General features: G+C 62.8%; 10 protein-coding genes. 6 read left to right on the forward strand and 4 right to left on the reverse strand.

The window, feature by feature from the left end; translation table 11 throughout:
- Positions 1 to 173 precede the first annotated feature (173 nt).
- From RS897_RS35085 to RS897_RS35095, 3 genes are all read right to left on the reverse strand, one after another.
- Positions 174 to 3,662, reverse strand: a complete 3,489-nt coding sequence (locus RS897_RS35085; RefSeq protein WP_315833249.1) for an indolepyruvate ferredoxin oxidoreductase family protein — start codon at positions 3,660 to 3,662, stop codon at positions 174 to 176.
- Between the two features lie 224 nt (positions 3,663 to 3,886).
- Positions 3,887 to 4,255, reverse strand: coding sequence for a response regulator (locus RS897_RS35090; protein WP_315833250.1), 369 nt, complete (start codon positions 4,253 to 4,255; stop codon positions 3,887 to 3,889).
- A 2-nt stretch (positions 4,256 to 4,257) separates the two neighbouring features.
- Positions 4,258 to 5,748, reverse strand: coding sequence for an RAD55 family ATPase (locus RS897_RS35095; RefSeq protein ID WP_315833251.1), 1,491 nt, complete (start codon positions 5,746 to 5,748; stop codon positions 4,258 to 4,260).
- Positions 5,749 to 6,072: 324 nt separating this feature from the next.
- On the opposite strand from RS897_RS35095, the gene RS897_RS35100 reads away from it, so the two are divergent.
- The 6 genes from RS897_RS35100 to RS897_RS35125 all read left to right on the forward strand — a co-directional run bounded on the left by RS897_RS35100 (position 6,073) and on the right by RS897_RS35125 (position 10,233).
- Entirely contained in the window at positions 6,073 to 6,330 is a 258-nt protein-coding gene (locus RS897_RS35100; RefSeq protein WP_315833252.1) for a hypothetical protein, read from the forward strand.
- Between the two features lie 84 nt (positions 6,331 to 6,414).
- Positions 6,415 to 6,798, forward strand: a complete 384-nt coding sequence (locus RS897_RS35105; protein WP_315833253.1) for a hypothetical protein — start codon at positions 6,415 to 6,417, stop codon at positions 6,796 to 6,798.
- 284 nt (positions 6,799 to 7,082) lie between these two features.
- Positions 7,083 to 8,327: a glycerophosphodiester phosphodiesterase family protein gene (locus RS897_RS35110; RefSeq protein ID WP_315833254.1), complete on the forward strand. Its 1,245-nt coding sequence runs from the start codon at positions 7,083 to 7,085 to the stop codon at positions 8,325 to 8,327.
- 228 nt (positions 8,328 to 8,555) lie between these two features.
- The gene (locus RS897_RS35115) at positions 8,556 to 8,831 is read left to right on the forward strand and encodes a GCG_CRPN prefix-to-repeats domain-containing protein (RefSeq protein WP_315833255.1); all 276 of its coding nucleotides are present in this window, start codon (positions 8,556 to 8,558) and stop codon (positions 8,829 to 8,831) included.
- Between the two features lie 221 nt (positions 8,832 to 9,052).
- Positions 9,053 to 9,403: a MarR family winged helix-turn-helix transcriptional regulator gene (locus RS897_RS35120; protein ID WP_315833256.1), complete on the forward strand. Its 351-nt coding sequence runs from the start codon at positions 9,053 to 9,055 to the stop codon at positions 9,401 to 9,403.
- 65 nt (positions 9,404 to 9,468) lie between these two features.
- Positions 9,469 to 10,233: a hypothetical protein gene (locus RS897_RS35125; protein WP_315833257.1), complete on the forward strand. Its 765-nt coding sequence runs from the start codon at positions 9,469 to 9,471 to the stop codon at positions 10,231 to 10,233.
- Between the two features lie 62 nt (positions 10,234 to 10,295).
- On the opposite strand, the gene RS897_RS35130 is transcribed toward RS897_RS35125, so the two are convergent.
- Positions 10,296 to 12,353, reverse strand: a complete 2,058-nt coding sequence (locus tag RS897_RS35130) for a DNA/RNA non-specific endonuclease (RefSeq protein ID WP_315833258.1) — start codon at positions 12,351 to 12,353, stop codon at positions 10,296 to 10,298.
- Positions 12,354 to 12,463 lie beyond the last annotated feature (110 nt).

A 12,463-nucleotide genomic window follows, 5' to 3' on the forward strand; every position in this document is an offset into this window, starting at 1 on the left:
TCCCAGCCAATTTTTTGAACCGCGACGGAGAGATTGGCAAGCATCATCCCTGCCCTCCATTCCGCCATGCGAAATAGAACGAGGGGAAACGCGGCAAGACATGGCCACATGCGAATTTGAGGGAGCGCGTCACCCGCGATTAAACGCGGGAACGCGCTCCGGAAACCCGCGGCTTACTCCGCCGCCATCTGCGGCGCGACCCGCGGCGGCGGGTTGATGAGATCGCGCATCAGTTCGTCATAACGCTTACGCGCATCGGTCACGGCCTTCTCCTTGACCGGGCCGTAGCCGCGGATCCGGTCGGGCAGCGACAGCAGTTCGATCGCGGTGTCGATGGTCTGCGGCGACAGCTTGTCCAGCAGGGAGACGGCATGCTTCTCATACCCTGCGATCAGATCGCGCTCCAGGCGGCGGTCGGCGGAGTAGCCGAAGATGTCGAGCGGCGTGCCGCGCAGGACGCGCAGCTTCGCCAGCAGGCGGAAGCCGCGCATCATGCCGGGGCCGAACGCGCGCTTGCGCGGACGCCCCAGTGCATCCTTGCCGCCGCCCAGCAGTGGTGGCGCCAGATTGAAGTTCAGGGTGAAATCGCCCTCGAACTGGTCTCGGATGTTCTGCTCGAACCGGCCGTCGGTGAACAGACGGGCGACTTCATACTCGTCCTTGTAGGCCAAAAGCTTGGCGTAGTTGATGGCCACCGCGCGCGGCAGTTCCTCGCCGAAACCGGCGTTCGAAGCGGCCAACTTCACACGCTCGACCAGATCGCGATAGCGCGTGGCGAGTTTCTCGTTCTGATAGTCCCGCAACAGCGCGCTGCGGTGGTCGATGATCTCGGCCAGCGACATCTGCTCCTGGGTCTTCGGCGGCGCCACCTCATCCTTGAGCATGGCGTGCAGCCGCGCCGGATCGATCACAGCCAGCCGTCCCAGCGCAAACGCCAGCGTGTTCATCTTGATGGACACGCCGTTCAGCTCGATCGCCTGCATGATCGCTTCGGCGGTGACCGGCAGCAGGCCTTTCTGGTAGGCGAAGCCCAGCATCATCACATTGGTGGCGATGGAATCTCCGAGCAGGCCTTCGGCCGCGTGGGTGAAGTCGAGGAAGATCGAATCCTGGCGCAGCGCGCCTTCGAGAACCCGGTTCACCTTGCGGCGCTGGAAATCAAAATCCCGGTCGCGCACGAAGTCGGCGATCGGGATCAGATGGGTGTTGATGATGCCGTGGGTGCGCTGGGCCTCGCAAAGCGTGATGGTCTCTTTGGCGATCGCGACCACTTCATCGGCGGCGATCAGAAGATCGGCGGTGCCGGTGACAATGCGCGAGCAGGTCACATCCTGTGTGTTCTGCGAGATGCGGACGTGACTGAGCACCGCACCACCCTTCTGGGCCAGCCCCGACATGTCGAGGATCATGCTGGCCTTGCCCTCAATGTGGGCGGCCATGCCGAGCAACGCGCCGATGGTCAGCACGCCGGTGCCGCCGACGCCGCCGACCGCGATGTTGTAGGGCTTATCCAGCGGCCGCAGCGAAGGCGCCGGCGGCAACTCGCCAATGGCGCCAAGATCAACGGGAGCCTTCTTGCGCAACTGGCCGCCATGGACGGTGACGAACGATGGGCAGAAGCCTTTGACGCAGGAGAAATCCTTGTTGCAGCTGGACTGGTTGATGGCGCGCTTGCGTCCGAGCGCGGTTTCCAGCGGCTCCACGGAAATGCAGTTCGATTGCACCGAACAGTCGCCGCAGCCTTCGCAGACCGCGGAATTGATCACCACCCGCTTTGGCGGATCCTCCAGCAGGCCGCGCTTGCGGCGGCGACGCTTCTCGGCGGCGCAGGTCTGCACGAACACGATCGCGGAGCAGCCGGGCGTCTCGCGCAGCGTACGCATGACGGTATCGAGCTCGTCGCGATGGGCGAGCTTGGTCCCCGGCGCGATGGTCGATGCCGGATAGCTGTCGGGGTTTTCCGAAACCAGGTAGATCTCTCGAATCCCCTCGGCGTGCAGCTGGAAGGTGATCTGCTGCGGCGACAGGTCGCCGTCGTGGCGCTGGCCGCCGGTCATGGCGACCGCGTCGTTATAAAGCACCTTGTAGGTGATGTTGGCCTTGGACGCGACGGACTGGCGGATCGCCAGGCTGCCGGAATGGAAATAGGTGCCGTCGCCGAGATTGGCGAAGATATGCTTCTCGTCGGTGAACGGCGCGATGCCGACCCACGGCACGCCCTCGCCGCCCATCTGGGTGAAGGTCTCGGTGCTGCGGTCCATCCACAGCGACATGAAGTGACAGCCGATGCCGGCCAGGGCGCGGCTACCCTCCGGCACCTTGGTGGAGGTGTTGTGCGGGCAGCCCGAGCAGAAATACGGCGTGCGGGTAACCGGCGCGATCGCCTGCACCTGGGACGCCTGCCGGCCGTTGAACCAGTCGGCCTTGGCGCGCAGCATGGCCACGATTTCGGGATTGAGGTCCAGCGTCAGCAGCCGCTCGGTCAGCGAGGTAGCGATGGTGGCGACGCTGAGTTCCTCGGAGAACGACAGGAAACGCTTGTCGTGGTGGTCCATCTTGCCGACGATGCGCGGGCGCACGTCGTCACGCCAGTTGAACAGCTCCTGCTTGACTTGGTTTTCGACGATCTCGCGGCGTTCCTCGACCACCAGGATCTCTTCGAGGCCAACCGCGAATTCACGCACGCCCTGCGGCTCCAGCGGCCAGGGCATGCCGATCTTGTAAAGGCGAAGCCCGATCTTGGCGGCAACTTCAGGCGTAATGCCGAGCTCGCGCAGCGCCTGGCGCACGTCCTCATAACTCTTGCCGGACGCCATGATGCCGTAGCGGGCGTTCGGCGAATCCATGGTGATGCGATTGATCTTGTTGGCGCGAGCGAACGCGATGGCAGCGAAGCCCTTGTAGTCCTGCAAACGGCGGTCCTGGGCGTAACGGTCATCCGGCCAGCGCAGGTTCAGGCCATCCGGCGGCAGCTCGAAGTCCGGCGGGATAATGAAAGGCGTCATCTCGTCGGTCAGGTCGATCTCGGCCGTGGTCTCCACCGTCTCGGTGATCACCTTCATGCCGACCCAGCAGCCGGAATAGCGCGACATCGCGATGCCGAGCAGGCCCATCTCGATCATTCCATGGATGCTGGATGGATAGAGATAAGGCATCAACGCCGACATGAAGGCATGGTCGGACTGATGCGGCACAGTGGAGGATTTGGCGCCATGGTCATCGCCGGCGAGGCATAGCACGCCGCCGTGCTTGGCGGATCCCGCGGCATTGCCGTGGCGAAATACGTCGCCGCAGCGGTCGACGCCCGGCCCCTTGCCGTACCAGATGCCGACCACGCCGTCCTTCCTGGCGCCCGGCGACAGATTGAGCTGCTGCGATCCCCAGATCGCCGTTGCGGCCAGATCTTCGTTCACGCCCGGCTGGAATTTGACGTCGTACTGCGCCAGATGCGCCTTGGCCGCCATCAGCTGCTGGTCATAGCCGCCGAGCGGCGATCCGCGATAGCCCGAGATAAAGGCCGAGGTGTTCAGACCCTGAGCGCGATCCCGGCGGATCTGCGCCATCGGCAGCCGCACCAGAGCCTGGATGCCCGTCATGAAAACGTGGCCCGACCCCTGGGTGTATTTCTGGTCGAGGCTGATCGGCCCTTGATTGATTCCCATCGCGACGTTTCTTTCTTGCTCTTGTTCTGGCTCGTACTGCGCCCGGCTCGTGGGTCCGGATCGAGTCCCTTTAGAACCAGTCTATGTCGCTTTTGATCCCCCCTGCACCAAGAATCGGAACTGCCCTCCGCCTTGTGAAATAAACGCAATTTCGTTCCGAGAGGTGCCGTCGGGGTTGCCGCTTATGTCGCAGGGGCTGCATCCCTAGAACAGAAAATTCGCGATCAGTCCCGGGAGATCGGGACAATCTCATCCAGGATCCGGAACAGATCGCCTTCCCGGAACGGCTTTCGCAGCACCGCCTTGTGCCCCGTCAGCCGTTCCCGCACTGCACTCTCGAGCAGCGAGGTCATCACCACCACCGGGATCTGTTTGGTCCTGGGATTCTCGGCCATCGCGGTCACCAGGCCCGCGCCATCCACAAACGGCATCATGAAGTCGGTCAGGACCAGATCGGGTGTCTCATGATGCAGGATATCGAGGGCCTGCCGCCCGTTGCTCGCGGCGAGAACGTGATAACCGCGCTCGCTCAGCAGGACTTCCAGCCAATCCGCGATGGCCCACTCGTCCTCGACGACCAGCACTGTTTTCACATTCACTCTCCGGTCAGACGCGGATCCGCCGAAGGCAGCTGCGGGTTGCCGTTCTGGTGACCGATATCCCGCAGAATGCGTTCCGCGCGGCCATAGTCCTCATCCAGGGTGATGCCGCCCTCAGCGATCTCGAAGCGACGCATGCGCATGTCGGTCTTGCTGTCGCGAGCCTTGAGCACGGTCATCAATCGATGGGTCTCCGACCGCAGCGGTGCAAGCCGCAAAGCAATGATGTTTTCCGCAACCGGCGATAGTCCCGTCGGTGCGACACCGGCAAGCGGTTGTCCGGGGATCACCCCGATGTGGTCCGTCTCGGCTGTCACAAGGGTTGTAATGCCTTGCGCCCTTAACTCGTTGCAGAGCGCCGACAAAAAAGCTGTCACCCGTTTCCTCTCGTCGGTCAGCTTAGCAAAACCCTCAATGCCGTCGATGACCAGACGCCGCGCGCCGAACTGCTTGAGCGACGACAGCAGTTCCCTGGTCACCTCGTCGAGAATCGCCTCGGTCTGCGGGCGCCACAACAGATGCAGCTTGTCCTTGCGCGCATCGATCGGCAGCTTCAAAGCGCGCGCTTTCAACGTCAGTGCCATCGGACTTTCGTGAAAACCGAAATGAACCGCAGGCTCCTCCGGCGGCCCGCCAAACAGGAACTGTAGGCCCGCGGTAGTCTTGCCGCTGCCGGCCGGCCCCATCACCACCGACACCGAATGCTGGTCAACGCCGCCACCCAGCATGCGGTCAACGCCGGCAATGCCGATGGACACCTTTGGGCCGTCGGCGTTGTCCCATACGCTCGGGGTTGCCAGAACGGCTTCGGTCCGGGGAAAGGCCGCGATGCCACCGTCGGTGATCCGATAGGAATGGCGGCCACCCATGAACCAGCCGCCCCGCAGCTTGTGCACCTGCATTTCCCGCTCGGCGCGGCGACCGTGCAGCGACGTCTGCAGTTCAATCAGGCCGTCCACCATGGTGTGCTCGGGCGGGAATTTCTGGCCGTCGAACGCGCTGGTCAAAAGGAACATGGTGCAATCGGTGAAGGCGGCCTGGGCCTGCAACTCGTGGATGAACTTCTTCAGTTCGAGATCCGACGAGGCCTTTTCATGGACGGTGATCAGGCCATCGAGCACCAGGGTTTTGATCTGCCGCGCCCGCACTTCGCGCCGAACCACGTCGAGCAGCCCGCGCAAACCGTCGTCATCGAGAATCTTGAAGGCGCCGATAAAGGACACACGATCGGGAATCGCCCCCTGATCGAAGAACGACAGCCGCTGCATATGGCCGATCATGCGCGAGTGGCTTTCGGCCAGCAATGTGATGTAGAGCGCGCGACGACCGGTGGCCGCATGGGCAAAGCAGATCTGGTTGCCGAGGATCGTCTTGCCGGCGCCCGGCGCGCCCTGAATGATGTAGATGCCGCCGTGGAAAACGCCGCCGCCGAGGATGGTGTCCAGACCGGCAACGCCGGTCGGAAGTCGATCACTCTGACTAGCCATGAACTCATTGCCCCGTTTGATGTGCTCTCACCGCGGGTTGCCACCGGACCCGCGCCATGAAGCGACTAATGACCGCCGACGTTCTGCGCCCAATTCCTCGCCGCGAGCGATTCCCACCTCACTCGCACGAATCTCCGGTCGCATTTTGTCGGTCTCCAGCTGTTCCCGTCCAGCCGCATTGACGTGAAAAATTCAAACCCCGGAAGAACTTAAAAGTTCCCAAAAATCTCATAGCCGACCTCCGGCGAAGCTCCAGTTCCATGGGGAACGGTCATGCCGAGCTGCGGGTTGTCCCGGAACGACAAAGAAGCTCGGGAGGAAATGATGGTCCGGCACACGGATGCAGACGAGAAGGTGAATACGCCGCTGATGTACGGCGATCAGCACGTCGACAAGCCCAAGAAGGCTGCCCTGGGGCTAGGCTTGCTCCTGGCGATCGCCCTTGCCCTCTATGGGTTCAATACGGCCCACAGCGCGGGAGATGCCACGCGCACGCCGTCTGCCGCATTGCAGAACGCACCTCTCCCCGGTTGGTTCGACTCCGCCCACCTCGCCCCGCGCGAGGATACGTCGCTGCGCTGACCGCCTCGGGAAACCCAAGGAAGCCCCCCGGGAACATGCGCAGCGCTCAATGATTGATCCGCAGTGATAGAAATGGAGGAAGTCATGGCCTTTCCACGTGAACCAGACGACGCCTATCGTTCGGCCCAGAACGAGATGCCGCCCCGACCATCGCGTTTTGATGACGAGTTGCAACGCGACCTCGAAATGTCCGAAGGTCCAGCCGGCTCCGGACGGATGGCCACCTACTCCATTGCGGCACTGCTGATCGTCGGCGCGGTGCTCTACGGCATTGCGCACACATCGACGACCGACACGGCCTCGACAACGCCGCCTCCGCCCGCGAGCAACACGGCTGCGAACACGCCGGCTCCACTGCCGCCGCCGGCGCGTGACGTGACCCCGCGCCCCAACACGGAGCCGGGCACGACGACGGGTGCCGCACCGTCGGCAACGCCGAAGGCACCCGTTGACGGAGCGACCAAGTAAGAGCAACGAGCAAAACGAAGATGATCATCGGCGGTGGGAGACTCGACATCTCCTGCTGCAGCAAGTTTCGCGCGGCGGGCATGGATCGAATGTTCGCCGCGTTTTTCCTTTTTATCTTTTGAATCATTTTATCTTTTGCGGCTGGCGGAGCATCGCGATCAAACTCCACCGATTTTCACAACATTGCAGTTGCTCTCCTCGATCACGCGCGACAAACAGTTGTCACAACTAAGTGATCTGATCCGCCGCGTTGTTCGCACTCTGCGGACTGAGGGGGTTTTCACATGCGCTTGACGTTTGCGCTCACAACTTTCGTGCTGCTCGCAAAACTTGTGTCCACATCAACCGAAGCATCGGCGCACGATCATAATCAGTCGCCGCAACTTGGCCCGCGTCCGTTCTATCTCGTCAGCAAAATGAAGGACGGCCCACTCAAGTCGCAGCTGCAGCAGTGCACCGGCCCCTTCCGCAAGACCGATTTCTCCATCGCCCATCGCGGCGCGCCGCTGCAATTCCCAGAGCATTCGAAAGAATCCTATGAAGCCGCCGCACGCATGGGCGCCGGCGTGATCGAGTGCGACGTCACCTTCACCAAGGACCGTCAGCTGGTCTGCCGCCACTCGCAGTGCGACCTGCACACCACGACCAACATCCTGCAGGTGCCTGATCTGGCCGCGAAATGCACCTCGCAGTTCAGCCCGGCCGACAAGGCCAGCGGCAAAGCGGCCTCCGCCAAGTGCTGCACCAGCGACATCACGCTGGCAGAGTTCAAGCGCCTGCGCGCGAAGATGGACGGCTTCAATCCCAACGCTACCAATGTCGACGACTATCAGAACGGCACGCCGCCCTGGCGCACCGATCTCTACGCCAACTCGGGCACGGTGATGACCCTCGACGAGAGCATCGCGCTGAACAAGCAGCTCCGCGTCAAGTTCACGCCGGAACTGAAGGCGCCGGAGGTGCCGATGCCGTTCGGCGGGGATTACACCCAGCAGAAATATGCCGCGCAGATGATCAACGCCTTCAAGCGCGCCTATGTCGACCCGAAGGACGTGTTCGCGCAGAGCTTCAATCTCGACGACATCCTGTTCTGGATCAAAACCGAGCCGGCCTTTGGCAGGCAGGCGGTGTTCCTCGACGGCCGCTATGAACTGCCGGGCTTCGACTACACCAAGCCCGAGACCTGGAAGCCGAGCATGAAGCAGCTCTCCGACCAGGGCGTGCAGATTATCGCACCGCCGATCTACATGCTGCTGGCCTTGAACGACCGCAAAGAGATCGTGCCCTCGACCTACGCCCGTGCGGCGAAGAAGGCCGGCCTCGACATCATCGCATGGTCGCTGGAGCGCGATGGCCCGCTCAACAAGGGCGGCGGCTTCTATCATCAGTCGGTGAAGGAAGTCATCGACCGCGACGGCGACACGCTGACCGTGCTCGACGTGATGGCAAAGCAGGTCGGCGTGCGCGGCGTGTTCTCCGACTGGCCTGCAACCACCTCGTTCTACGCAAGCTGCATGGGCATGAGGTAAGGCGGTTCTCTGTCGGCATCGAGGCGCGCCGTGATTCGGCGCGCCTTATGTTCAGCTAGATGAATGCAGCGTGATCAAACAGCAGGCATTGCGCGTTCGCTACACCATCGAAGAATGATTCCGCATTGCGAAGTGCCGTCCTGCAAGAGGAATTTGCTTTATTCACCGCGATCGCTTTGGCATTCTCGCGTCGCCGCCGCCTTGGCGGAATCACCTGAGGATAACGCCATGAAGACATTTGTTGCTGCCGCATTCCTGGTCATTGCCGGCGCGAGTTTTGCCAACGCGATGCCGCTCGCGCCGACAGGCCCGGCGGCCAACGGTGACGTGATCCAGGTCGCCGGCGGTTGCGGTCCCGGATTCCATCGTGGTCCCTACGGCGGCTGCCGTCCCAATCGCGGCCCGGTGATCGTCGCCCCGCGCCGAGTCATCGTCGAGCGTCCGATCATTGTCGGCCGTCGCTGCCCGCCCGGCATGTTCTGGCGCCACGGCCGCTGTCGCTGATCGGCCTGCTTTTGCACGACAACGAAAGCCCTGCTTCGGCGGGGCTTTCTTGTTTTTGAGGCTGCCGCTGCGTCCGCTGGTTGGGCCCTGTTGTTCTGCCGCCCTTCGGCCTCGCTTTGACTCTTCGCCTAAATAGGTGTATATACACTTTTATGGCGCGATCGATTTTCGAACCCTGTCGCGGATGTGCGTGCACCGCCCTGCGCAAAGCAAGCCGTGCAGTGACACAGCATTTCGAAGCCAGTTTCCGCGGCACCGGCCTGCGGGCAACGCAGTTCACGGTGCTGTCGACCCTTGCCCAGACCGGTCCGATGCCCATCAGCCGACTGGCGACGTTTCTCGGCATGGAGCGCACCACGCTAACCCGAAACCTCGCGCCGCTGGAACGCCGTGGCCTGGTCAAGATCGCCGCTGAGGATACCGACGCCCGCATTCGCCGCGCCAGCATCACCGATGCCGGCGAACATGCGGCCCGCCAAAGCCTGCCCGCTTGGCGCAAAGCCCAAGCCAGCGTGCCACGCGTGCTGAAGCAGTTCGGCCTCAGCGATATGCCGACCCAGATCGTCCTCTAATCGCCCAAGGAAGTCCCGGCCCGATGTCGTCGTTCAGTTAAGTGTACCTACACGGAAAGAACGCCATGACCTTCGATGTGACATCTCACGCGACATTCGACCTGATCGCCACGGTCATTTTGACCGCAAGCGCCGCCATCTGCATCGCCACCCTCGCCATCGGCTTCGCCGGCAGCGTGGAGCAGCGCATCCGCCTCGCCACGATCCTGACCGCGTGGTTCAGCATCGTGGTCTTGTTCGCCGCGCTGCGGCTGTTTTCAGCCGATCGCGGTCCGCTCGCGTCAGCGGGATTTGGTCTGTCGATCCTGGTGCCGACCATCGCCCTGACGCTGATCGTTGCGCGCAATGCGAAACTGCGCAGGCGTCTCAGCGACATCGCCCTGCCCGCGCTGATCGGCATGCATGCCGTGCGTGTGCTCGGTGTTCTCTTCCTTGTGCTCCATGCCCAGAACCGCTTGCCGGCGGAATTCGCCAACATGGCCGGCTGGGGCGATATCCTCGTCGGCCTCACCGCGCTTCCGGTGGCCTGGCTGGTCGCCCGCAACCATCCCTGGTCGCGATCGATCGCACTGCTCTGGAACGTGGCAGGCCTTGCCGATCTGCTGGACGCAATCTTTCTCGGCCTCACCTCCGCGCCCGGCCCGGCGCGGCTGATCTTCGGCGAGGTCTCCTCCGTCATCATGGCAAGCCTGCCCTGGTTCCTGATCCCGGGTTTCCTGGTGCCGGTGTTGCTCGTCAGCCATTTCGGGATTGTGTGGCGGTTGCTGCGGCCGAACCGCGGCGAAGCCGACGTTGATCGCGCCGGCCCGCGTACCACCGTGATGGTGTGAAGCACCGAACTCGCTCAACGCCCCCGGGAGGCACCAGACGGCGCCTCCAGGAAGCGTGATCTTCAGCGGATGAAGCGGATCTGCTCCAGCGCGCCGAGAGGTGCCCTCGGGCCGTCATCGAGGCCCTCGTCGCTGCCGGCCAGCGGATCGACGCTGGCGAGCTTGCCGAAACTGATGCCGGCGCGCGTCTCGATGGAGCGGATCGAGACTTGCGTGGCAACCTGAAGCTGCGGCGAGGTGAACGCGCCGAACACGAACTCCTCTTCGGGCTGCAGGCTCTGCTCCTGGTTCATCTCGTAACCAGTGGCGCACAGCTTGCCGGTGTCGTCATGGATGAATGCGATGATTTTCCAGAATGCTCGCGGGATCCGCACGCCGTACATCTCCGGATCCTTGTCTTGGAAATACGGCCCGGTGAACACCGAGATCTTCATGTCGTCTTCCTTGGCGTGTCCCAGCGCATAATCCTCCAGCGCCAGCCAGATCGGCGCATTGAAGGCCTGCATCTGCGGGGTGGTGTTGGTGACGTGCATGGAGTCTTCATTGCCACGCTTGGCGGTTGCGGCATCACCCCAGCCCGGATCCTCCCGTCGGGTCATGTGGCCACGGCTGAATTTCGGCGGCGAGCCATAACACTCGTTCATGATCTGCTGCTCTCTGGGAATGCGCGGATCCCACTTCCAGCTGACCCGCTTGCTTTTCTTCGACAGGTTGCCGTCGATATTGCAGGCGCTGAAGAAGCACATGCGTCGGCTGCGGCTCATCACCACCGAATAATGCTCATAGCGAAGTTCGGTGTCGGACTTTCCGTCGACCTCGAAATCGAGCACATCGCCCGCGTCACGATCGACCGATGGCAGATCGACCTTGAGTTTCTTGCCCAGGAAATCCGGCTGATAGCCCTCCCGGTCGCGATAATCGGCGGCGACCGCCTCATCACCACCCGCCGCATCATCGGCCGCCGGAGCGGTCGAGACCGCATATCCCCGCGACGGCGCCAGGCGATCGCCGATGTCGCCAATGGACACCGTCACGGTCAGCGGGATGGTCACCGTTGCGCTGCGGCCCGGTCGCGACCGCGCCGCGCCGGAGACGATCCCGCCGGACGGCGGCGGCAGCGGCAAGGTCGGCGACTTTGCGCGGACCGGCGTTTCCGGGCGGGCGCGGCCGGAACGGACATCGGCCAGCAGCTTTTTGACGATGTCGGCGCGGACTGCATAGTTCGTGGTGAGGAACGTGCCGCTGAAGTGCAATCCCAGCGCCTGACCGCTGTCGAGATCGAAAACGACAGAGCCGGAATTGCCCCCAAGAGTGGTGCAGTTGTGCAGAAGGCGCGTCTGCTCGACCTGGGTGACGCCGCCGGGCGCGAGGCGCTTCTTGTTGTAGAGCTTGCCGTAGATCTGCTCCATCAGATCCGGCTCGGGGATTCGGCTGTCATAGGCCGGATAGCCGATAACAGCGACATTCTCGGTGACGCCGATCTTGCCCGCGAGCTGAATCGGCGTCGCGAGTTTCGGATTGCCCCCGACCACCTCGACCTCGAAGAACGAGATATCGGGTCCGGGCTCCTCCTCGATGTGCAACGGCCTGATCAGCTGGAACACCAGGGTGTCGGGATTGTCGATCTCCTGCAGAAAATCGACCGACGCACGAATCGGACCGCTATTGCCCATCCGGAAGGTGAAGCCTTCGCCCTTCCGCATCGCGAAGGCATTGGCCACATGGCGGTTGGTCACCATGATACTGTCGGACACCAGCCAGCCGGTGCCGACCCAGTCCATCTGGGCGCCCTTCAGCTCGATCCGGCCGACCGCGCGAATGGCGCCGTCCAGGAATGGCTTGGCCTGTTTCAGTCGAGCGTCCCAGATCGCGCTGTCGGCCTTGTCCACGAAAACGAGCTGGGCTTCATTGGCCCTGATGGCCAGGACCGGACGCTGGCGCCGCAGCACGATGCTTTCCAGGCCGACATCCTGCTCGATCGCCTCCGGCGGCCGCTCGAGATCCAGTCCCTCCAGACCACTGTTGATGTCAGCGCTTTCTTCAGCCAGTTTTGCGTCACCCTGGGTGACCCAGGTGTTGAAACGGCGTAGCCGGGCCAATCGCTCCTTCAGCGCACTCATCGCAACCTCCATTTGACGCTCCCATGCAGGGCGTCCAAAACGTTTCTGAAAATAACAAGTTATATAAAAACGATCGCAATCAACGGTGTGCGTGGCCCGTCGCTGTTTGG

This window comes from Bradyrhizobium prioriisuperbiae, from assembly GCF_032397745.1.
Classification (GTDB): domain Bacteria; phylum Pseudomonadota; class Alphaproteobacteria; order Rhizobiales; family Xanthobacteraceae; genus Bradyrhizobium_A; species Bradyrhizobium_A prioriisuperbiae.